Genomic DNA, 19,300 nt, shown 5'->3' with positions numbered 1-19,300 from the left:
ACAACACATCCACAACAACTTCCAAACTCGTTTTTGGCAAGAGGCAAGTTGACAGATTGTCACAAACGCAGAAAAGAATTTTTGCAAATATGTTTAGAAAATGGATTAATCGTGAAAACAGATACTATGTTGTCAATATAAATTGACTTGACAAATCGCAAGCAAATGAGGAGATGAGAAGCATGCCAGTATTAACATCAGCTGCCGTAGCACAAGGTGGACGAGAAGGACAAGTATCATCATCTGACGGTTTAATTCAATTAGAACTTGGAATGCCAAAAGACGGGGGCAGCCCGGAAGGCAAGTCAAATCCCGAGCAACTATTTGCTGCCGGTTATGCATCTTGTTTTGACGGAGCATTTAATTTAATTGCAAAAAAAGAAAACAAAGAAGTAGAATCAAAAACAACTGCTCATGTGAGTCTTGAAAAAGATTCAGAAGACGACGGTTTTAAAATTTCTGTGAAGCTGGTAGTTGACGTAACAGGCGTTAGCCAGGACGAAGCAGAAGAACTTCTTGAAAAAGCACACCAATTCTGTCCTTACTCAAAAGCGACAAGAGGCAATATTGACGTAGCACTTGAAATAAAAGCAGGCTAATTTCACTTTCAAAGTCTACTAATTGTATATAAATAACGAAAGCCGCAATGACTTCCAAACGGAAATCATTGCGGCTTTTTTAGATAGTTCAAATATTCAACCTCTTCAAACCGGTAAGACTTGTAACCAAGAGTCTGAAACGGCTGAGACAGAAGGTTCGACAAGAACTCCTGAACTATACAGGCAGATATTAAATTCTTCGTTAACCATCTTGATTGTGAATCGCCGTATACCAAACAATAAGTAAGGTGGTGTAAAGGAGATGGATTAATTCCCTTGACCCGGTCCCGCTCTTTTTTCAAAAAAAACTCTGCTTGTAAAAAGATCTAGACAGCTGTTTCATTATTTACGAGTGAAATCACCAAAGAATAGGTTCATTGCAGCGGAGGCCGGGGACTCCTGCGTGAAAAAGTGGGAAGGGTGAGACCAAGCAGATGCGACAGCATCAAAGGGGCTCACCTCCCGCCACGTAAGAAAGCCTCCGGACGCAGCGGAAATGAACCGGTCCTTCCCTTTCACAAAAAGATTAGTTGTCTTCATAAAGAACAATCTGCAGCTGTTGCCCATTGTATTTAGAAGTGAAATCACCAAAGAATAGGTTCATTGCAGCGGAGGCCGGTGACTCCTGCGTGAAAAAGCGGGAAGGGTGAGACCAAGCAGATGCGACAGCATCAAAGGGGCTCACCTCCCGCCACGCGGAAAGCCTCCGGACGCAGCGGAAATGAACCGGTCCTTTTTTTCCAACTACTGAATCTTCCATTTCTGCTATACTTGTAACTTATGAAAGTACTACCAAATGGAGTGATACTGATTGAAACAGCAAGCATGGTTATCTACTAATTTCTTTGCCTTCTTTTTCACATGGGGCATTTTTTTACCTTACTGGACCGGATGGCTGGTCTATGAGAAAGACTTAACAGTTGCTGCAGCAAGCACCGTGATCGCAGCCGGGCTGTTTGCACGGTCATTCTCTACTTTATTTTTATTTCCAGCACTGACAAAGCATTTCAGCCTTTCCGTGCTGATCAAACTTATGCCGGCTCTTTCATTTCTTCTTCTGTTGCTTTTTATCCCGGCTGAGTCCTTTTCAGCTTTACTAGCGGTTATGGTCATATACAGTTTATTTTACCCTACGATCCTTCCGCTTATGGAAAGCAACGCCACCGTTCTGATGAAGACCAACCGGATTAATTATGGAAGAAGCCGGTCATGGGGATCCGCGGGCTATACGATCAGTTTAATTGTTATAGGCATAACAACAGACCTGTGGACGGAATCCTCTATTCTCGTCGCAATGATGATTGGCAGTCTCTTTTTAGCTGCATGTGCGCTTCGCCCTGCTCCCGATGCTCTAAAGGAAAAAATTGCTCCTCAGATCGGAGGATACCGGTCAATTTTTAAGACGAAAGGGTTTTTAATCGTCCTGACAATTTGCGTTCTGATTCAGGGTGCCCATGCAGCCTATTACAGCTATGGGTTCATTTACTTACAGGAACTCAACGTATCAAGTGTTTACATAGGACTTATTTTAAATATTGCCGTTCTTTCTGAAATCATCTTTTTTGCTGTGGCAGATCGGATGTTAAAACGGACGTCTGTTGCAGCCATGTTTATTTTTGCCGGAATGGCTTCTGTCATCCGCTGGCTGCTCGTAGGTTTATTTCCGTCTCTTTGGCTGTTTATCCTGACTCAGGCGTTTCATTCAATGACATTTGGCTTAGCTCATTATGCCTTTATCAATTATGTATATCGCGCAGTAGAAAAACCACTGCTGCCCACGGCACAAGGTCTCTATGCTTCTGTCGGTATGGGGTTCAGCACGGCTCTTCTTACCACAGCAGGAGGCTATCTGTATGAAGTCTCTCCTGGTCTCTCTTTTATTGGTATGAGTGCCGCTGTCCTTCCGGCTGTTTTTCTTGGCTTTTTAATGAAGGTAAAGAAAATAGCTTAATAAAGAATGCCGATCAGAATTGTCATAGTTTATTGAGAGTATGACTCCAGCGTCTCGATGCAAAGCCGAATGGCCTGTGTTAAATCTTCCTGGAACCAGCTCGGTATTTTTCCATATTGAATTGCTAATTCATGCGAGGCTGGTATGTGGATAAAACCAGCTGGTCTTATTAGCTCCTTCTGTTTCAGCCTATACAGGATCTGATACATCACATGATTGCATAAGTAAGCGCCGGCTGAGTTTGATATAGCTGCCGGATAGTTTTGCTGCTTTAACTTATCCACCATGGACCGGATCGGAAGTGTGCTGAATAACCCATCTGGTCCGTCTTCCATGATTTTCTCTCCCGACGGAAGGTTTCCGCTGTTATCCTGTTCACCATCATTGCAATTTATCGCAATTCGTTCGGGTGTTATAGCTGAGCGGCCTGCAGCAAGTCCCAGTGAAATAACCGCATCAGGCTTAATTTCATTCCAGCAGTCCAAAATCTGGTTACCTGATTTTTTAAAGTCCACTTCCAGAATTCTGCCATATATGCGAAATCCGTTTATTACCTGACCATCCAGCTCCTCCACTATTTTCATGGTAGGATTCGTCTTGAAATGTAAAAAGGGTTCAAAGCCTGTCAGCATTAATTTTTTCATCATGAAACCTCCTAAACAAATGTGGATTATACTCTGCCTACCTATAAATTAACATACTATTTCGCAAAACGAAAAAAAAAGCAGACAGTTATCCTCATCAATGTTTCCATAGCTTTGTACAAACTAAAAAAGGCTGCCGAGTGTTTGCACGGCAGCCTTCCATCAGTTTTCCTGATTATTATTCGTTTGAATCCTCATCTTCGTTGTCTAGCACGGCATCTTCGTCATCATTTTCCATGTCCGTTTCTTCATCTTCCTTTTCTGTTTCTTCACCATTTTCTTCTTCCATGTCTGTGTTTTCATCCATCGGTGCTTCTTCTTCTGTTTCCGTGTCTGTTGGAGTTTCCTCTTCCGTGTCACCGTTGCATGCTGCTAATAGTCCTAGACTTAATACACTTGCTGCACCTAATTGTGTCCACTTTTTAAGATTCATACTGTAAAACTCCCTTCAATCTATAATATTGTTGCTCCCTATATTTTACCCGCCAAATAATTGGTTAAAACCGGCAGAATATTTTCGTACTGTAAAGATTCTGATTTTTATTATTACAATGGTAAAGGATAAGGGCCATTAAAAAGTATGCCCAATCCTATCTTTACTATACTAAGCAATGAACATTTTCAAAGTAGGTCGTTAATATGATAAAGTTTACCGCTTTGCAAATCTCCTCCCATTAATAAGTGGACCAGTGCACTGCCCACTTCTTCTGGCTTACGTAATTTCCCTTGCTTTTTGTACTCTTGAAACCGCTCAACTTGAGCAAATGCATCAGAAGAAGAAGAACGAATGACCTGTTGCATATCCGTATCCATAATACTTGGACTGAATGAAATGATTTTCAACTCAGGATGAAGCTCCGCCTGTTCCAAAGCAGCTGTTTCAGTAAATAAATTCAGCGCTGCCTTCGTGCTTCCATAGATACTCCATCCGTGATTTGGTTTATCCGCAGCTCCAGAGGTGATATTTACAATGGTCATACGCACATCCAGCTCTTTTAGATGAGCAATCAGAGTATTAGCAATGACCACTGGGGTTACATAATTTAACTGCACAGCATGGTTAATTTTTTCTATTTCCAGTTTACCGGTAATTTCAATCGGTTCCACGGTACCTGCATTTTGAATAAATAAAATCTCTTCTGGTGATGAAGACTTTATGCTTGTGAGCCAATTTTCTATAATGGATTGTGCTTGTTCAGACGAACTTAGATCTGCTCTTATGTGGGTATAGGTTCCATCCATCCCGTCCGCTTTTTTTCGAAGTGAATCATTTCCGGTGCGCGAAACATCAATCAAATGATAATTTCGGGATAATAATTGTTCTGCCGCCGCCGCTCCTAACCCGCGTGAAGCTCCCGTTACTATGGCATATTTCATTCATTTTCCTCTCCCTTATTTTACATTTATACTTGTACTATTTTGTACCCTGAACTACGATAAAATAACCATATAAAGAAGACGGGAGAGATTCACATGAAGAGTGAAAAAGAGAAAATGATAGCAGGAGAAATGTATGCAGCGTATGATCCGGAGCTTGTTGCCGATCGGCAGTCTGCCAGAAAACTGACGAGGAGTTTTAATGCATTAACTGAAACGGATGAAGCTGTGAAACAAGAGCTTATAAAGGAACTTTTTGGCTCGACAAAAGAACAAATACATATTGAGGCTCCATTTCGCTGTGATTACGGTTATAACATCCATACAGGTGAAAATTTTTATGCAAACTTTGATTGTTTGATTCTTGATGTATGCAAAGTTGAATTCGGAGATAATTGCATGCTTGCACCAGGCGTGCATATATACACTGCCACGCATCCCCTTCATCCAGTAGAACGCAACAGTGGATTGGAGTACGCGAAGCCTGTGAAGTTCGGCAATAATGTATGGATTGGCGGAAGAGCTGTCATCAACCCTGGTGTCACTGTAGGAGACAATGCAGTAATTGCGTCCGGTGCTGTGGTAACGAAGGATGTTCCGGCTAATAAAGTAGTGGGAGGAAACCCGGCCAGAGTGATTAAAAGCATTCCTATTTCGTAACGTAGAACAAAAAGAACGCCCTACCGAACATGAATCTTGTTCGGTAGTGCGTTCTCTTTTGCATTTGTTACATTGTTTTCATCCATATTTCCTTTATTATGTTTCCTGAGCTTCCAGTGCTTTTTCCGGATGCTTTTGATAAAAACGCTGGCCGATTAAGGTTTGGATGATCAGGAATGCTCCACCCACTGCCCAATATAAAGGAAGTGCAGCCGGAGCGGAAAATGAAATAAACATGATCATTAGCGGAGAGATATACGTAATGATCTTCATTTGCTTTTTTTGTGCTTCCGGAAGATTGTTTAGCGTCACAAATCCCTGAACAAAATAAATGGCACCAGCAATCAGCATCATCAGGATGTCCGGTGAGCCGAGATTAAACCAGAGAAACGAGTGGGTTGCGATCTCCTCAGAGTAAGAGATGGCAAAATAAAGACCCATTAGAATCGGCATTTGAATCACTAGCGGCAAACATCCCATATTCAAAGGATTCACACCGTGTTTCTTATATAACCCCATCATTTCCTGCTGAATTTTCATCTGTTCTTCTTTTGATTCTGTTGCCTTTAAGCGTTTCTGGATCTCATCCATTTCCGGCTTCAGGCCATTCATTTTTTCTTTCATTACTTGTTGATTTCGATAATTTTTAAGCATGGAAGGCATTAAAATCAGCCGGATTATTAATGTGATAATAATAATCGACAGGCCAAAGTTGCCATTTAGCAGTGTACCGATTTCATATATTCCAAATTCAAAAGGAAGAACAAACAGATGATAAAAAATACCTGTTTCATTCTGTACACTTGTACAGCCCGACAGTACAACGGCTGCAAGTATACCTATAAAAAATAAAAGCGACTTCTTCAAAGTTTCCACCATTCCTTTTCTTTTTTAACATCCGATAGAAGGTTGAAAAAGAAAAGAAGGGACTACGTCTGAATCATCAGGACAAGTTTTCATCTTTATGGTTTTGCCAAAAATCATCCTGCTGCATCTGGCTTCTACTGAATTAAAATGGTAACTGATTAATTTTTTTACAGGCGGAGCAGAAACCTGATCATCTGACCATTTGCTCGACCATCCATTCATATAAAAAGGCTTGTCCCAGTTCCAGATCATCATAAGCATAAATGCTAAAGGAATGGTGCCTTCGTTTAAAGATTCCATTAATGCTTGTATAAGCAATTCCATTTGAAAGACTCCTAGTCATGCATTTAGATAGATCCAGTATAAAGCATCCTAAAAGCGAAAAGCAAAAAATCATGATTCGTTTAAAAAATCGTCACAAGTTCCCCTATTCTTTCTTGCTTTCCAAAGAGTTGTTAGGCACAAATACTGGTAAATGACTTTTAAGAATCTCCACTGTAATCGGTACACTATCTCCTTCGTCTCCATCGACATTCGCAATTAAGTTTTTATAGGAAGCTACCCTGATTTTTGAGGCGGTCAGGTATTCTACATTTTCATCTTCTTTCAGTGTTCCTTTTAGCAACGCTGTTGAAATAGAGATTAAATTCACAATGGAGACATTTTTAATAATAAAGCAATGGAGTTTCCCATCATTAACTTCTGCTTCTGGCGCCAGTTTTTCAAAACCGCCAACGGAGTTCGTCAGCGCAATCAGTATAAGCAGCGCCCCTCCGTTCCATTCCTGATCATCGTGATGAATAACTGCATCGAATGGTTCCTTGTCTTTAATTTTTTTAAAGCCTTCTATCATGTAAGCTAGAGGTCCAAGCTTGGTTTTTTGCTCAACAGATACTCCAAATGTCGCTTCTGCTATTCCTCCAAGTGCGATAATATTCATGAAATACTTTCCATTAATTTTCCCAATATCCACATAGCGCTTGTCCGCATTTTTTAAAATGCCCACAGCTTCTTCCGGGTCCAATGGAATCGATAAGGCACGAGCGAAATCATTCACTGTTCCAAGGGGAATAATCCCGAGTGTCGGCTGATACGCTTTTTCAGCCAGGCCGGTAACGACTTCGTTCAATGTGCCGTCTCCCCCCATTGAAATAACAGAGTCATAGCGTTCTGCACAAGCCTCTTCTGCGAAAAGCGTGGCATCCATTTCCTTTTCTGTTTCCTTAACGACGGTTTCGTATTCAAGAGACCGAAGCACCTCTACTACCTTATCTAAATGCTTTTTTGCTTCTTCTTTTCCTGAAGAAGGATTGGCAATAATCATCGCTCTTTTCATTCTTTTACCCCCTTGATTTATAACAGCCTTATATTAAATTGTGCATCTATTCGTGTTTATCCTTTTTTCCTGCTAATCAATGACGAATCATCTATCTTCAAGTATAATGAGGACTGTTGAGTTAAGCGAATTTGGCAGTCTGTTATTTTTAAATTATTTACATAAGCTAAAGGAGAACGATATATGTTTGATTGGAGAAATATTTTGCGCGGAATGGCCATGGGTACAAGTGATGTCATTCCTGGTGTCAGCGGCGGTACAATTGCTGTTTTAATGGGCATCTATGATCAATTCATTAATGCAATAAGCGGGATTACAACAAGAGAATGGAAAAAACATGTTCCATTTCTGCTGATGATCGGCCTTGGCATGGCGACTGCCATCCTCTCATTAAGTCATGTCGTTGAATGGCTGCTGGTATATTATCCTCAGCCGACTAATTTCTTTTTCATCGGTCTGATTGGAGGCATTCTTCCTTATTTAATAAGAGAAGCAAAAGACATGGGACCGTTTAAAGGGAAGCACATAGGAATCCTGTTAATTGGCGCCGTGCTGGTTGCCAGTATGGCCTTTTTGAAACCTGTGGAAGATGGCGCCCTTTTAGACACCGCCGTTCTTTCTACATTGGTCCTGCTGTTTTTTTCAGGAGCGGTTGCCAGTATGGCGATGCTTCTTCCGGGTATCAGCGGCTCATTTATCCTATTGATAATTGGTGTCTACCCTACCGTTCTTAATTCCATCACGCAGCTGAATATTCCCGTTATTCTCGTTGTAGGTGCAGGAATTGCAACGGGCTTTATTTTAAGCAGTAAAGGAATACGCTATTTGTTGAATCGATTTCCACTTTTGATGTATTCCCTTATTATCGGCTTGGTTTTTGGTTCTTTGTTCGTCGTTTTCCCGGGACTTGACCTGAACATCAGCAATGTCCTGTTAAGCCTTGCATCTCTTATTCTGGGATTCAGTGCTGCCGTCTGGCTTGGCAAAAGAGGATAAGAACAAGAAGCAGTCTGTTTCCATGTGAAACAGGCTGTTTTTCGTTATAATTGAATCCTACTAGGCGATGAATCCGTAAACATATAAAAGGAGTGATTTGATGCAATCTTCAACCTCTGATGAACGACTAGCTGCCGGATTACTGTATTTTCTCAATTTTTTCACTGCGATTATAGGTCCTTTTCTCATCTGGTATGTAAAAAGAGACTCTCCATTTGTAAACCAGCATGGACTTCATTATTTGAACTTTCTGGTCAGTTACTTTTTATATCAGGCAGCCGCCGGATTTTTTTATTTCATCGCCATCGGCTTCATCATTAATGTGATCCTTAGTATATTGATGGCTGTTTTTATTACTGTGGCAGGCATTTATGCTTTTAAGGGAAAACAGTTCCGCATCCCGCTCGTCATCCGTTTTTTCAGCTGAGCTGTTTATTTTTCTTTTTAAAAGGTCCTTAATCAATGCTTTTCCTTCAAAGAAAAGGATGAGCATTTGATCAAGGACCATTTATGTGTTTAAAAGATCTTTAAGATGGATCCTTTCAGGCTTACATTTATTCCATCACATTGCCTTCCGGAGGGATGGGGCTGCTTTTTAGCATCCTGGCAAAATGAGCCGTGTTATAAGCTAAAAACTTAACGTGCTGGTCCGTAAATTCGCTTTCGCCTTTTTGCATCGCTTCCATATAGGATGGTCCCGGGCCTGCTTCTCCTACCCAATACGTATCCACATTTGGCGGGATGGTAAAACCAATATGAGAAAGTGCATAAATCATGGATGAAGCGGCGTTTTTTGCTCCGTCTTCATTCCCTGTTACGACAACTCCTCCTACTTTATTATAATAAATTGCCTGGCCAAGCTCGTTTGTTAAGCTGCTTCCTCCATCAAGACGTTCAATGGCCTGCTTCGTAATGCTGCTCTTTTCACCCATCCAGATTGGGGTTCCTAAAATAACGATATCTGCATTTTTCACTTTTTCAAAAATCTCCGGCCACTGGTCTCCATTGCCCATGTCTACTTCTACTCCCGGTGCAATAGTATAATCAGCCAGACGAATGACCTCAGAGGTGATTCCCATATCTTCATAGTAGTTGATTACTTTTCGAATCAGTGCATCCGTATTCGAGTCTTCTGAACTCGGTTTAAGTGAGCCGTTTAAAAATAACGCGTGCATCCAATCATCCTTTCAATTAATATCTATTCCGTCCTATTCCCTTTTGTGGAAAGTTCAATCATTTATAATGCTAATTTGACCGGTTCATCTCCGTTTCAGGCGTACGCTTTTTAGCGGGGCGGGAGGTGAGCCAATTCGATGCTTTGCATCTTCTCTGTCTCACCCTTCCCGCTGCATCCCGCTGGAGTCGACGCCTTCCACTCCGATGAACCTATCCTTTCTTATTTTCATTATCAAACGTATAACTTTTCCAGCTAAGATCGTTTCTTTTTTCTTTATAAATGCATCAATCGATCGTTCAAAATGCGACCGGTTCATCTCCGTTTCAGGCATACGCTTTCCGCGGGGCGGGAGGTGAGCCGATTCATTGCTTTGCATCTTCTCTGTCTCACCCTTCCCGCTGCATCCCGCTGGAGTCGACGCCTTCCACTCCGATGAACCTATCCTTTTTTAGTTTCTCCATACAACGGATGACTTTTCCTACAAAGATCGTTTCTTTTTCTTTACTAAAATGCAGCAATCTTTTCTTAAAAAGGTAACCGGATTATCTTCGTTCTAAGCGTAATCTTTTTAGCGGGGCGGAAGGTGTCTCTTCTCTGTCTCACATTTGAACAGGATGAATGACAATCCTTTTTAATCTCAACGGATTATTATGATTCCGCAAAAAAGGTCTTCACGATTATGATTCTTATCGTGAAGACCTTTTTATAAATTTACTTTTTTTTTCTGCTGACCGATATTGTCTTCTCTTGAATGTGTGAATCTTTATCTGATGCCAGAAGTGCTGCACATATGAAGATTTATTCCATTCGTGCGAGTTTATGTGCAAGCTGCGATGCCTCTTCTTTACTTTCTGCAAGAATTTTATCTGCCATATCGGGGAATTGGCTCATTCCTTCGCAAATAACTGAGTCATATTCTTTAATCCCAAGAAAACGCATAATTTCTCTTAGATAGTCTTCAGAGAAATTTAAGCCGGTTCCTTTATATATACCGCCTACAGCTTGTATGTGAACAGCCCGTTTCCCTTCCACAAGACCCTCCTGGCCGCCCGCTGTGTATCGGAACGTTTTCCCTGGAATGCATAGCGAGTCGATATAGGTTTTTAATCTTGGTGGAAATAACAAATTCCAGAATGGTGTGATAAACACATACACATCTGCTGACAAAAATTGGTCCAGCACCCGTTCCATGACGTCATTTTTTTGTTTTTCTTTCGTCGTCAATGCCTCTCCAGATCTGTGTTTCCCCCAAACCGCCAACACCTCTTCGTCAATTTCCTGAAGCTGTGTTTCATATAAATGAACATATTCAATACTAGCTTGCTGTTCTGATGCAAGGAGTTCTTTGACAAAAACATCTGCAATTTCTTCACTTACTGATGTTTTGTTTCTAGGATTCGCGTTAATGTATAAGATCTTCATTTTTATTTCCTCCCTTTACAAGTAGTAGCTCTACCTATATGATAACTGTTTAACGAAATATTTGAAGCTTTCTGATAATTTTATTTTAATTAATTTAAATAGCACCAGTTTATTTAATTTATTTACTTATTATTTTGCTTGCAGACCGATAAAATAGATAAAGACATATTAAAAGAATACATTGCCAATGATAATGGTGAGGGCAGAAATGATGAATTGGCAGCACAAGCCTCTTTTAAAAACACCCTTACCGTAAACTAACGTAAAATAAGGTATGAACATACCGTTAAAACTATAAGTGAGAAAAGGTGAGGATGTATATGGTAACGATTCACGGTCAACAACAAGAAGATTTTTCAGCTGACAACCTCTCCACAATAGGCCAAAAAAAAGTTACGATTACGCTGCATTATCACCGTTACGATGAAGACTACAGCGGATGGAATTTGTGGGTATGGCTTGATGGGAAGAACGGCCGCATGGTGGAATTCACCGACGACCGTCCTTTTGGACAAAGGGCAACATTCGAAATGGAGGACCCGTCAGGTATCACCCGAGTCGGATTTATTATTCGCAAAAGCACAGACGAAAATGACTGGGCCAGCAAACGGTTTGATGACAGATTTATTACTGAATTCGATGAAAATGGGCATGCAGAAGTCTGGCTCATGCAAGGGACGGAAAGAATTTTTCATCATGAAGAAGAAATAAACATCTCACCCGAGATTGTAAGTGCCAAGCTCAACACCTGGCATGATATAAGCGTTACGACCAACCTTGCATTTGATTGGGAGCACGATAATATTGACGTTAGTCTGTCAGGGGCAACCATTCAGGATATTTCCGTATCTAAAGATCATCATTCTTCTGACCATGCACATCAGATGACCATAAAAACAAAAGAATCTCTTTCTCTTCACGAAAAATATAAAGTGACGATTTCTCATTTTGGTGATTGTGACGTTTCATATGGGAACATTGTCCGGACCGAAAAATTTGATGAGAACTTTGCATACGATGGGCCTCTCGGTGCACTCTTTACAAAAGAAAAAACAGTTTTTCGGTTGTGGTCCCCTGTAGCTCAAAAAGCAATTTTAGTTCTGTATACCAAAGAGGGAGCAAAAAAAGCAGAGTATGAAATGGCATCGGGATCTTGTGGGACCTGGCACTATGAGGAGTCCGGCAACCTTGATGGAACGGTCTATATGTATAAGGTCATGATCGACAGAAATTGGCAGGAAGCCGTTGACCCTTATGCAAGAGCTGTCACAGTTAATGGTGAAAAAGGAGTCGTGGTAGACCTGGCTCGAACCAACCCGCCACTATGGGAACTACCTGCCCCTCCTTTAGATCAGCTTGAAGACGCAGTCATTTATGAACTGCATATACGGGACGCTACTATTGATCACAACAGCGGCGTCATTCACAAGGGGAAATACCTTGGATTGACCGAACCGGCCACTGTTACACCGGATGGGGTCAAAACTGGTTTGGATTATTTTAGTGACCTCGGCATTACGCATATTCAGCTTCTTCCGATTTACGATTATTGGACGATTGACGAGAAGGAACTTGAAACTCCTCAATACAACTGGGGGTACGATCCGAAGCATTTCAATGCACCCGAAGGATCCTATTCCATTAATCCTTTTGAACCTTCCACTAGGATCATGGAGTTAAAAAAAATGATTCAGGCTATCCACAGCAAAGGGATGCGCGTGATCATGGATGTCGTATTTAATCATGTGTATGATGTCCCGTGCTCTAGTTTTCACCTTCTGATGCCCGGCTATTTTTTCCGCTTTAAAAAAGACGGAGTCCTGTCAAATGGGACTGGAGTAGGGAACGACACAGCCTCTGAACGCCGTATGATGAGAAAATTCATTGTGGATTCTCTTGTCTACTGGGCTAAAGAATATAAAATTGACGGGTTTCGCTTTGATTTAATGGGCATTCACGATATTGACACCATGAACGAAGCAAGAAAAGCACTGAATGAAGTGGATCCATCCATCATTATGCTTGGAGAAGGCTGGGATCTGCCAACAGCACTCCCTTCACATTTAAAAGCAAGTCAGGCAAATGCTGATAAAATGCCAGGCATCGCACATTTTAACGATTCCATCAGGGATCATCTTAAAGGCAATAATTTTTCTGATCATGATTCAGGATTTGTGAACGGCCGGAGCGGCTATAATTATTCCATCAAACAGGGAATTACCGCTGGAATGTATCTTCCATATGACAATATGGAGTACAGATGCCCGTCACAAGTTGTAAACTACGTCGAAGCACACGACAACCATACCTTATGGGATAAGCTGCTTTTGACAAACTCAGGTGCTTCGCAGGAAGATTTAAAAAGCATGCACAAGCTGGCCTCTTCCATTATCCTGTTATCACAAGGCATTCCTTTTCTGCATGCTGGTCAGGAGTTTATGCGAACAAAAAACGGAGACCACAACAGCTACCGTTCACCCGATCACATTAACAAGCTTGATTGGAACCGAAAAGCCGAATTTGAACAAGAAGTCCGCTATGTTAAAGGCCTGATCTCACTTAGGAAATCCAATGACGTATTTCGGATGAAAACGAAAGAAGAGATCCTTTCCCGTCTTCACTTTTTCCCTACTGATGAACATTTAATTGCTTATCAATTAAAGGCTTCACGCGACAAGGGTCAGTACGAAGAATATGTGGTTATTCACAACGCACACCACCACCCTGTTAAATTTCATTTGCCTTCCAACGGACTATGGCATATACTGGCTAATTCCCATCAGGCAGGCACAGAACCACTCAGCATGATCAACCGCAATCAAATAGAAGTCTCCCGCCTTTCCACTTTTGTCCTGGCCAAACCTTTTCGTTTAAGATAAGCAAAAGGAGGGAACAAAAGTAAAAAGACGAAAGGCAGTTGACATTCATGTTATATATACTCGCTATTTTCCTCCCTCCTGCAGCCGTTTTATTCACAGGGAGATTTGGTTCATTTCTGCTCAATATTCTGCTGACCATTCTGGGATTCATACCTGGACTTGTTCATGCGATTATTGTCATTCGGGATGAAAAGCACAAAAAAGAAATGAAAAACTATATGAACCAGAGAAGCTGATTTTTCAGCTTCTTTTTTTTACATAAAAGCAGCCAGCAGTCAGTATGGGTGAATCAATCGGGCATAGTTGAACATAGTATAACTATTAAACCAATTTAAAACGACAAACAGATCCGCGACTTGTTTAAATAGGTACTACTGTTCTGAGAGGAGATTGTATTGATGGACCAGCTGCTGCGATATGGTGCCGTTCTGGCCATGATTTTTTTTGGAGCGTTTGAGCTGTTTTTTGGCTTGCTGTATGGAGATTGGTCGATTCAGGCATTAATCGGCATCGGTGCAGCACTGGGACTATTTATTCTCACCTTGCAGCCCCCCCAAGGGAATCATCGGGGTGAAATGAAGAATTAACAAGCACATGCCTATAAAAAACCCTCTGCTCAAGTAATAGTACTGACTGATTGAAACATCAGAAACCATTATCTTTGGCAAAGGGTTTTATATGTATGATCCATTATATTTTGACCCGCTGGCGACCCCTTTCAATGCTTCGCTCAACAGAGATCAAAAGTTTCTTCTCCCTCTTTTTCTCCATTAAAGTAATGGTAAGGGATTGGAGATATAACATAAGCAAAAACGGGATAATACTTACATAAATAAAGATGAGCCTTCCTTCGAAAATCTGCTGGAGAACAAACCACCAATAACTGATGTAAAAGAAAAGAAAAAGGACATTAACGGGACCTTCCAATGATGCTTTTCTTCTTCCTCTGCTCATTGCTTCACCTGCTTATTTTGTATAATACATCCAGTTTAGCATGAAAAAACTGAAAATTCATAATGATATTGTAAAAAATCATTCACTTTTTACGGCTTTTTCATAGAGCATTAATTCATCATCATCATCCCTCAATGCCTGATCTGCATTCATTGCGTGCCATTTAAATACCCATTCCCCATTCTCTAAATAAGGTAACTCTTCGGAAATCAGGTACTTTTCTGTATCTCCATATACTGAAAACCAGGACTTGGCCTTTTCACTTTCTAGTGCCTGTTGCTTGGCCTCTGATGGATCGACCAGTTTGTCATTCTGCTGGTTAATTGTAATGGGGATTTGAGATTCAAATGCAGGCTGCGCTGTGGGTGAAAACGTAATTTCAACTATATAGTCTCCTGCTGGCGCAAGTGTCGTTTCCTGTTCACTTAAAGGAATGGCGAGATTGAACGCTGAGGCCGTCGACAATTGCTCATTCGGGATCATCCGATCGATTTCCTCGTCTTCCCCGCAAGCTGGTTTCTCTGTTTGTGTAATGAGTGTGTGGTCAAGTGTGATAGACCGAACTTCGATCGTGAGTGCTTCTCCGCACTTCGTATTATACGTGACAGGTGCTCCCAATTCGTTGGTCAGGGTCGCTTCTACTACGATCTCATCCCCTTTTTCAAACGTTTGACCGTTTGTTACTATGTTTAATTCGAGACCATTGGACGTAAAATCGTATAATTCTTTATTCTCTGTATCGGAGCGGTCACCTATAAAATAAACAGATGTAAAAAAACTGATTCCCAGAGCAAAAACTCCAGCACCAACCCATGAGCTTTTTCTCATCTCAGCTATGCCCCTTTCTTAAACACACACAATTTTGTTACTTGGTACTTCTTTTCAGTCTATCCATTAATAGGCTAACACCATCATATCAATGAATCATTGAACACTGTTAAATACTTGAGATAAATATTGCAGATGGCCGTTCAGCATCATCAACAAAATCACAATCAGTGCAAAAGCAACCACCAACGCAAATACATTTAAATAGTCTGTAATCGTAAAACGTTTTTCCGCCCGTCCCTTATATGCTGAAAGAACTCGCTTTAGAAAAAACATTGAAAAGACCGGGATTAATAAAAGATAGCTCCAGGTTTGAATCGCTAAATCCGTTCTGTCTTGAAAAAGAGCATAACGCAGCCCCTCTTCTGCTCCCATTTGAACGGTTTTGTATTCTTTGAAGAACATTCCCTGTTCGATCACAAGCTCATTCGATCGTTCATTGTAGTCATATCCATAGCCGCCCGGATAAACCTGAATCGTAAAGGCAGCTGCGATCATCACCAGGACGAACGCTGATAAAATAATAAAATAATTGCGGACTTTTTTCTTTTCCATATAAACCTCCATGAATCAATTTCATACGGACTATTGTATCAAACACCCTATTCACATCATAATAAAGCGATTGTTGCGAGAAAATGTATAAATCACTGAAATTTCACCCTATTTATGAAGATTTATAGTAAAATACAAAGAACTAGTATACATACTGGTTGCATCGAAGACGGCCACTTGCCACTTTAGTCTGAATAGAAGAGGCAAAAGTTTCATTCTTTCCTAAACTGCTGTAAAATAGGTAAAAATGAATAAGAACAGTTTATTTCACTATGGAATACGGGGTGTTAAGATGACAATGGCAAATGTAGGACAATTTGTGCGATTTACTCGTCACGGATTTGAAATTACAGGAGAAGTCACAAAAATTCTTGAGCGTTCTGTAATTGTTAATATTTCTGAAGACGATGCTTTGTTACTCGATTACGGCACAAATTTTACGGTCGTTTCACACGAAAATTATGAAGTAGTTCAAAAATAAGCGAAAAATCAGATGCGGTTTCTTAACAGAAATCGCATCTGATTTTTGTAAGAGCAGTTTTCCAATCACTCCCGTGCATTCACGTAAGGGAAACGAAAGACTCTGAAGAGTAGACATTACTGGCCGTGTCCTCCGGATCCATTCCACTTGGCTCAAAATTGCTGACAAGAATAAAAATCACAATGGCCATCACGATGACTAAAGCAGTAATGATCAAAACAAGTTTCTTCCCTTCCATCTTACTCACTTCCTTTAATGGCTTTTTTCTTAACGCTCATCCGCATATCGACATGAGGAATGCCATCATCGAGGTACTCAGCTGACGTTTCTTCAAAGCCAAACGAGTGATAAAAATCTCTTAGGTACACTTGGGCCTGGAGTTTGATTTCTTCAGCTCCCCAGTCATTCACCATGATATCCAGCGACTTTTCAAGAAGCTTTCTTCCCTGGCCGCTGCCCCTGTATGCAGGGTTGACAATAATGCGTCCAATTGAAGGGGAGGGATACTTCACGCCCGCTGGCAAAAGCCTGGCATATGCCACGAGCTCCTCACCATCCTTCAATGTCAGATGCGCGCTCTTTGGGTCGTGACCATCGATTTCCTGATACGCACATTCCTGTTCCACAACAAATATAGCGTTTCGGGCCATTAAAATTTCATATAGCTGTTGCACCGTTAATTCTTCGAACGTATGTAATGTCCACTCCATGGCTGCACTCTCCTGTCCTTTTATCCACTTAGTACTTCTATTATAATAATGTTATGTGAAAAATCCACCCTTCACCTTTGAAAGGAAAGATCGTATGGAAACTACAGCATCATTTATCGTGGATCTTCTGTTTTGGACGGGCATAGCGGTTATCTTGTTTATCCTTATTTCGATTGCCTTTTATATACGGCTGAAAGCATCAGCATCTAAAAAAAAGAATCCTGCCGTTAAAAAATAGCGGCAGGTTTCTTTTTTTAAATATTTACTTCAAGTGTTTGTGGTTCTTCATTTGAATTCATCAAACGAATCGTCGTCGGTTCAATTTCAAGCACGATGTATTCAGGATCGTCCGGACCTTCAAACCAGTTTGAAAAGCGGTCGCTCCAAAGTTTTTCTTTTAAATCAGCAGAATCTCTGATCACAGCTGTTCCTTCAATTTCTAAATAACTGTCTCCATATCCTTCACCATCATAACCAAGAAGGATATGAACAAATGGATTCTCATCCACTTCTTCTGCTTTATGCGTCTCACGATTCGTTGGAGTATGCAGTACTAAACCATCATTAAAGAAAGTCATGTACCTTGAATGTGGTTTATTATTCTTTACAGTTGAAAGTGTACCAATTTTATTTTGTTCCAATAGGGACAAAACTTTGTCTTTTAATTCATGTTGATTCATTGTAGTCAGCTCCTTTACTTTCTATATTCCCTTATTTTCCACGAGATATGTATTTAAAACATGTTTTTTACAGTTGTGTGCGAATTGGACTGGTTTGCATACTAAAAAACCAGGAAGATAAACTCCCCGGTTTTCATACCCTGCATGCCAATCTAAAGCATTAGTTTAAAAAGTAATCCTTGATATCATCAAGCATCAAATTGGCTGCTTTTACACCGCCTGCTGTATTCCAAATGGTATCACTTACTTCATGGATATTGCCTTCTTGAACGACCTCAAGATTTTGGAAAAGAGGGTCATTCAGCCAGTCTTCTTCTACTTTTACTCCCTCACCATCACCGGATTCATACGTAAAGTAGAAAAGAACATCTCCTTCCATTGCTCCTACTCGTTCTTTTGTTACGCCATTTTCTGAGAAATCATCGATATCCTGTTCCTCAGGACGCGCAAAGCCAAGCTGATTCAGGATAATCCCAGAAAAAGAATCTTTATGGTAGATCCTTGTATCTCCGGCCATAAAGCGAACCATAGAAATTTCTTTTTCAAGGTGTTCACCAAGCTCACCGCTTAACTCTTCTATCCGCTGATTAAACTCATCCATTACCTGGCTGCCTTCTTCTTGTTTATTAAGAGCTTGGGCATAAAGTTCGAAATTTTCCTGCCAGTCACCCTTTAGCGTTTCGGACATAACGGTAGGGGCTATCGCTTCCAGCTGCTCATAAACAGCTTCCTGACGCAGCTTTGTTCCGATAATTAAATCCGGCTCCAATGCTGCAATCGCTTCTACATTTACTTCGCTTTCTGTTCCCACTACTTCAACATCCGCCATATCCTCACTGATATGCTCATACCAAGGATCTCCTGTCCAGGACTGAACTGCGCCTGCAGGTGTTACACCCATTGATAAAAGTGCCTCTGTTCCTTCATTTGTTAAAATAACCACTTTTTCCGGTGTTCCTTCAATTGTTGCTTCTCCCATTGCATGCTCAACTGTATAGGTTTCTTTCGTTTCAGTGTCTCCAGAGCCGTCAGAAGAATCGTTGCTTTGTTCCGAATCAGATGAACTGCAGCCTGCTGCTATTAATGCAAACAAGCCTATTAATAAAAAGAGTAATGCGTTTCGTTTCATGTTTTTTTCCTCCAAGGATAATGATAATCGTTCTCAAACACATCATTATCATAAT

The 19,300-nt window shown here is 40.9% G+C and carries 25 protein-coding genes; 10 read left to right on the top strand and 15 right to left on the bottom strand.

Going from position 1 to position 19,300, the window contains the following annotated elements:
• The first annotated feature begins 182 nt into the window (after positions 1–182).
• On the top strand, positions 183–599 hold the full coding sequence (locus KR50_RS06185; RefSeq protein WP_041056227.1) for an organic hydroperoxide resistance protein: 417 nt from the start codon (positions 183–185) through the stop codon (positions 597–599).
• Positions 600–1,410: 811 nt separating this feature from the next.
• Positions 1,411–2,550 (top strand): MFS transporter, encoded by a 1,140-nt coding sequence (locus KR50_RS06180; RefSeq protein ID WP_041056225.1) that lies wholly within the window; start codon positions 1,411–1,413, stop codon positions 2,548–2,550.
• Positions 2,551–2,579: 29 nt separating this feature from the next.
• Here the strand turns inward: KR50_RS06180 and KR50_RS06175 are convergent, their stop codons facing one another.
• From KR50_RS06175 to KR50_RS06165, 3 genes are all read right to left on the bottom strand, one after another.
• A complete protein-coding gene (locus tag KR50_RS06175) occupies positions 2,580–3,194 on the bottom strand; it encodes a pyroglutamyl-peptidase I (RefSeq protein WP_041056223.1) in 615 nt (204 codons plus the stop codon).
• Between the two features lie 178 nt (positions 3,195–3,372).
• Positions 3,373–3,627 carry a hypothetical protein gene (locus KR50_RS06170; RefSeq protein ID WP_052476836.1) on the bottom strand — a complete coding sequence of 85 codons (255 nt, stop codon included), beginning with the start codon at positions 3,625–3,627 and terminating at the stop codon, positions 3,373–3,375.
• A gap of 188 nt (positions 3,628–3,815) precedes the next feature.
• Positions 3,816–4,571 carry a (S)-benzoin forming benzil reductase gene (locus KR50_RS06165; RefSeq protein WP_041056221.1) on the bottom strand — a complete coding sequence of 252 codons (756 nt, stop codon included), beginning with the start codon at positions 4,569–4,571 and terminating at the stop codon, positions 3,816–3,818.
• 96 nt (positions 4,572–4,667) lie between these two features.
• Between KR50_RS06165 and KR50_RS06160 the strand changes: the two genes are divergently transcribed.
• Entirely contained in the window at positions 4,668–5,231 is a 564-nt protein-coding gene (locus KR50_RS06160) for a maltose acetyltransferase domain-containing protein (protein WP_041056218.1), read from the top strand.
• 96 nt (positions 5,232–5,327) lie between these two features.
• Here KR50_RS06160 and yidC read toward each other — a convergent pair whose 3' ends face one another.
• The 3 genes from yidC to KR50_RS06145 form a co-directional block, all read right to left on the bottom strand.
• On the bottom strand, positions 5,328–6,098 hold the full coding sequence (yidC, locus tag KR50_RS06155; RefSeq protein ID WP_198134234.1) for a membrane protein insertase YidC: 771 nt from the start codon (positions 6,096–6,098) through the stop codon (positions 5,328–5,330).
• Positions 6,099–6,122: 24 nt separating this feature from the next.
• Positions 6,123–6,422, bottom strand: a complete 300-nt coding sequence (locus tag KR50_RS06150) for a hypothetical protein (protein ID WP_041056215.1) — start codon at positions 6,420–6,422, stop codon at positions 6,123–6,125.
• A 103-nt stretch (positions 6,423–6,525) separates the two neighbouring features.
• On the bottom strand, positions 6,526–7,434 hold the full coding sequence (locus tag KR50_RS06145) for a diacylglycerol/lipid kinase family protein (RefSeq protein WP_041056213.1): 909 nt from the start codon (positions 7,432–7,434) through the stop codon (positions 6,526–6,528).
• A 183-nt stretch (positions 7,435–7,617) separates the two neighbouring features.
• On the opposite strand from KR50_RS06145, the gene KR50_RS06140 reads away from it, so the two are divergent.
• Both KR50_RS06140 and KR50_RS06135 read left to right on the top strand, forming a co-directional pair.
• The gene (locus tag KR50_RS06140; protein WP_041056211.1) at positions 7,618–8,430 is read left to right on the top strand and encodes a DUF368 domain-containing protein; all 813 of its coding nucleotides are present in this window, start codon (positions 7,618–7,620) and stop codon (positions 8,428–8,430) included.
• A gap of 100 nt (positions 8,431–8,530) precedes the next feature.
• Entirely contained in the window at positions 8,531–8,857 is a 327-nt protein-coding gene (locus tag KR50_RS06135; RefSeq protein ID WP_041056209.1) for a DUF4870 domain-containing protein, read from the top strand.
• A 127-nt stretch (positions 8,858–8,984) separates the two neighbouring features.
• Here KR50_RS06135 and KR50_RS06130 read toward each other — a convergent pair whose 3' ends face one another.
• The 3 genes from KR50_RS06130 to KR50_RS06120 all read right to left on the bottom strand — a co-directional run bounded on the left by KR50_RS06130 (position 8,985) and on the right by KR50_RS06120 (position 11,029).
• Complete coding sequence (locus tag KR50_RS06130) at positions 8,985–9,605, bottom strand: flavodoxin family protein (protein ID WP_041056206.1); 621 nt, start codon at positions 9,603–9,605, stop codon at positions 8,985–8,987.
• A 159-nt stretch (positions 9,606–9,764) separates the two neighbouring features.
• Complete coding sequence (locus KR50_RS06125; protein WP_041056203.1) at positions 9,765–9,983, bottom strand: hypothetical protein; 219 nt, start codon at positions 9,981–9,983, stop codon at positions 9,765–9,767.
• A 422-nt stretch (positions 9,984–10,405) separates the two neighbouring features.
• Positions 10,406–11,029 carry an FMN-dependent NADH-azoreductase gene (locus tag KR50_RS06120; protein ID WP_041056200.1) on the bottom strand — a complete coding sequence of 208 codons (624 nt, stop codon included), beginning with the start codon at positions 11,027–11,029 and terminating at the stop codon, positions 10,406–10,408.
• A gap of 320 nt (positions 11,030–11,349) precedes the next feature.
• Here KR50_RS06120 and pulA point away from each other — a divergent pair, with 320 nt between their 5' ends.
• The 3 genes from pulA (at position 11,350) to KR50_RS06105 (ending at position 14,495) form a co-directional block, all read left to right on the top strand.
• On the top strand, positions 11,350–13,908 hold the full coding sequence (gene pulA / locus KR50_RS06115) for a type I pullulanase (protein WP_041056197.1): 2,559 nt from the start codon (positions 11,350–11,352) through the stop codon (positions 13,906–13,908).
• A 47-nt stretch (positions 13,909–13,955) separates the two neighbouring features.
• A complete protein-coding gene (locus KR50_RS06110) occupies positions 13,956–14,144 on the top strand; it encodes a YqaE/Pmp3 family membrane protein (protein WP_041056306.1) in 189 nt (62 codons plus the stop codon).
• Between the two features lie 162 nt (positions 14,145–14,306).
• Entirely contained in the window at positions 14,307–14,495 is a 189-nt protein-coding gene (locus KR50_RS06105) for a hypothetical protein (protein WP_041056194.1), read from the top strand.
• A 445-nt stretch (positions 14,496–14,940) separates the two neighbouring features.
• Here the strand turns inward: KR50_RS06105 and KR50_RS06095 are convergent, their stop codons facing one another.
• Positions 14,941–15,690, bottom strand: coding sequence for a hypothetical protein (locus tag KR50_RS06095; RefSeq protein ID WP_041056187.1), 750 nt, complete (start codon positions 15,688–15,690; stop codon positions 14,941–14,943).
• A gap of 96 nt (positions 15,691–15,786) precedes the next feature.
• A complete protein-coding gene (locus tag KR50_RS06090; protein WP_041056184.1) occupies positions 15,787–16,245 on the bottom strand; it encodes a hypothetical protein in 459 nt (152 codons plus the stop codon).
• A gap of 292 nt (positions 16,246–16,537) precedes the next feature.
• Between KR50_RS06090 and KR50_RS06085 the strand changes: the two genes are divergently transcribed.
• Positions 16,538–16,726 carry a DUF2187 family protein gene (locus KR50_RS06085; RefSeq protein WP_052476835.1) on the top strand — a complete coding sequence of 63 codons (189 nt, stop codon included), beginning with the start codon at positions 16,538–16,540 and terminating at the stop codon, positions 16,724–16,726.
• Between the two features lie 79 nt (positions 16,727–16,805).
• On the opposite strand, the gene KR50_RS18455 is transcribed toward KR50_RS06085, so the two are convergent.
• Positions 16,806–16,964: a hypothetical protein gene (locus tag KR50_RS18455; RefSeq protein ID WP_156969480.1), complete on the bottom strand. Its 159-nt coding sequence runs from the start codon at positions 16,962–16,964 to the stop codon at positions 16,806–16,808.
• Position 16,965: 1 nt separating this feature from the next.
• Positions 16,966–17,436, bottom strand: coding sequence for a GNAT family N-acetyltransferase (locus KR50_RS06080; protein ID WP_041056181.1), 471 nt, complete (start codon positions 17,434–17,436; stop codon positions 16,966–16,968).
• Between the two features lie 94 nt (positions 17,437–17,530).
• Here KR50_RS06080 and KR50_RS18450 point away from each other — a divergent pair, with 94 nt between their 5' ends.
• A complete protein-coding gene (locus KR50_RS18450) occupies positions 17,531–17,674 on the top strand; it encodes a hypothetical protein (protein ID WP_156969479.1) in 144 nt (47 codons plus the stop codon).
• A gap of 16 nt (positions 17,675–17,690) precedes the next feature.
• Here KR50_RS18450 and KR50_RS06075 read toward each other — a convergent pair whose 3' ends face one another.
• On the bottom strand, positions 17,691–18,116 hold the full coding sequence (locus KR50_RS06075) for a pyridoxamine 5'-phosphate oxidase family protein (RefSeq protein ID WP_041056180.1): 426 nt from the start codon (positions 18,114–18,116) through the stop codon (positions 17,691–17,693).
• A gap of 160 nt (positions 18,117–18,276) precedes the next feature.
• Positions 18,277–19,245, bottom strand: coding sequence for an ABC transporter substrate-binding protein (locus tag KR50_RS06070; protein ID WP_041056179.1), 969 nt, complete (start codon positions 19,243–19,245; stop codon positions 18,277–18,279).
• Between the last annotated feature and the right edge of the window lie 55 nt (positions 19,246–19,300).

Origin of the sequence: Jeotgalibacillus campisalis, assembly GCF_000829515.1 — a bacterium.
GTDB lineage: Bacteria > Bacillota > Bacilli > Bacillales > Jeotgalibacillaceae > Jeotgalibacillus > Jeotgalibacillus campisalis.
Note: the sequence above shows the minus strand (reverse complement) of the source record. Positions and strands in the feature narration are given on the sequence as shown.

Excerpts from the sequence above, each read along its gene's own strand:
- KR50_RS06185 (WP_041056227.1), top strand. The coding sequence starts at position 183 with ATGCCAGTATTAACATCAGCTGCCGTAGCACAAGGTGGACGAGAAGGA.
- KR50_RS06175 (WP_041056223.1), bottom strand. The coding sequence starts at position 3,194 with ATGAAAAAATTAATGCTGACAGGCTTTGAACCCTTTTTACATTTCAAG.
- KR50_RS06170 (WP_052476836.1), bottom strand. The coding sequence starts at position 3,627 with ATGAATCTTAAAAAGTGGACACAATTAGGTGCAGCAAGTGTATTAAGT.
- KR50_RS06165 (WP_041056221.1), bottom strand. The coding sequence starts at position 4,571 with ATGAAATATGCCATAGTAACGGGAGCTTCACGCGGGTTAGGAGCGGCG.
- KR50_RS06160 (WP_041056218.1), top strand. The coding sequence starts at position 4,668 with ATGAAGAGTGAAAAAGAGAAAATGATAGCAGGAGAAATGTATGCAGCG.
- KR50_RS06150 (WP_041056215.1), bottom strand. The coding sequence starts at position 6,422 with ATGGAATTGCTTATACAAGCATTAATGGAATCTTTAAACGAAGGCACC.
- KR50_RS06145 (WP_041056213.1), bottom strand. The coding sequence starts at position 7,434 with ATGAAAAGAGCGATGATTATTGCCAATCCTTCTTCAGGAAAAGAAGAA.
- KR50_RS06140 (WP_041056211.1), top strand. The coding sequence starts at position 7,618 with ATGTTTGATTGGAGAAATATTTTGCGCGGAATGGCCATGGGTACAAGT.
- KR50_RS06135 (WP_041056209.1), top strand. The coding sequence starts at position 8,531 with ATGCAATCTTCAACCTCTGATGAACGACTAGCTGCCGGATTACTGTAT.
- KR50_RS06130 (WP_041056206.1), bottom strand. The coding sequence starts at position 9,605 with ATGCACGCGTTATTTTTAAACGGCTCACTTAAACCGAGTTCAGAAGAC.
- KR50_RS06125 (WP_041056203.1), bottom strand. The coding sequence starts at position 9,983 with ATGCAAAGCAATGAATCGGCTCACCTCCCGCCCCGCGGAAAGCGTATG.
- KR50_RS06120 (WP_041056200.1), bottom strand. The coding sequence starts at position 11,029 with ATGAAGATCTTATACATTAACGCGAATCCTAGAAACAAAACATCAGTA.
- pulA (WP_041056197.1), top strand. The coding sequence starts at position 11,350 with ATGGTAACGATTCACGGTCAACAACAAGAAGATTTTTCAGCTGACAAC.
- KR50_RS06110 (WP_041056306.1), top strand. The coding sequence starts at position 13,956 with ATGTTATATATACTCGCTATTTTCCTCCCTCCTGCAGCCGTTTTATTC.
- KR50_RS06105 (WP_041056194.1), top strand. The coding sequence starts at position 14,307 with ATGGACCAGCTGCTGCGATATGGTGCCGTTCTGGCCATGATTTTTTTT.
- KR50_RS06095 (WP_041056187.1), bottom strand. The coding sequence starts at position 15,690 with ATGAGAAAAAGCTCATGGGTTGGTGCTGGAGTTTTTGCTCTGGGAATC.
- KR50_RS06090 (WP_041056184.1), bottom strand. The coding sequence starts at position 16,245 with ATGGAAAAGAAAAAAGTCCGCAATTATTTTATTATTTTATCAGCGTTC.
- KR50_RS06085 (WP_052476835.1), top strand. The coding sequence starts at position 16,538 with ATGACAATGGCAAATGTAGGACAATTTGTGCGATTTACTCGTCACGGA.
- KR50_RS18455 (WP_156969480.1), bottom strand. The coding sequence starts at position 16,964 with ATGGAAGGGAAGAAACTTGTTTTGATCATTACTGCTTTAGTCATCGTG.
- KR50_RS06080 (WP_041056181.1), bottom strand. The coding sequence starts at position 17,436 with ATGGAGTGGACATTACATACGTTCGAAGAATTAACGGTGCAACAGCTA.
- KR50_RS18450 (WP_156969479.1), top strand. The coding sequence starts at position 17,531 with ATGGAAACTACAGCATCATTTATCGTGGATCTTCTGTTTTGGACGGGC.
- KR50_RS06075 (WP_041056180.1), bottom strand. The coding sequence starts at position 18,116 with ATGAATCAACATGAATTAAAAGACAAAGTTTTGTCCCTATTGGAACAA.
- KR50_RS06070 (WP_041056179.1), bottom strand. The coding sequence starts at position 19,245 with ATGAAACGAAACGCATTACTCTTTTTATTAATAGGCTTGTTTGCATTA.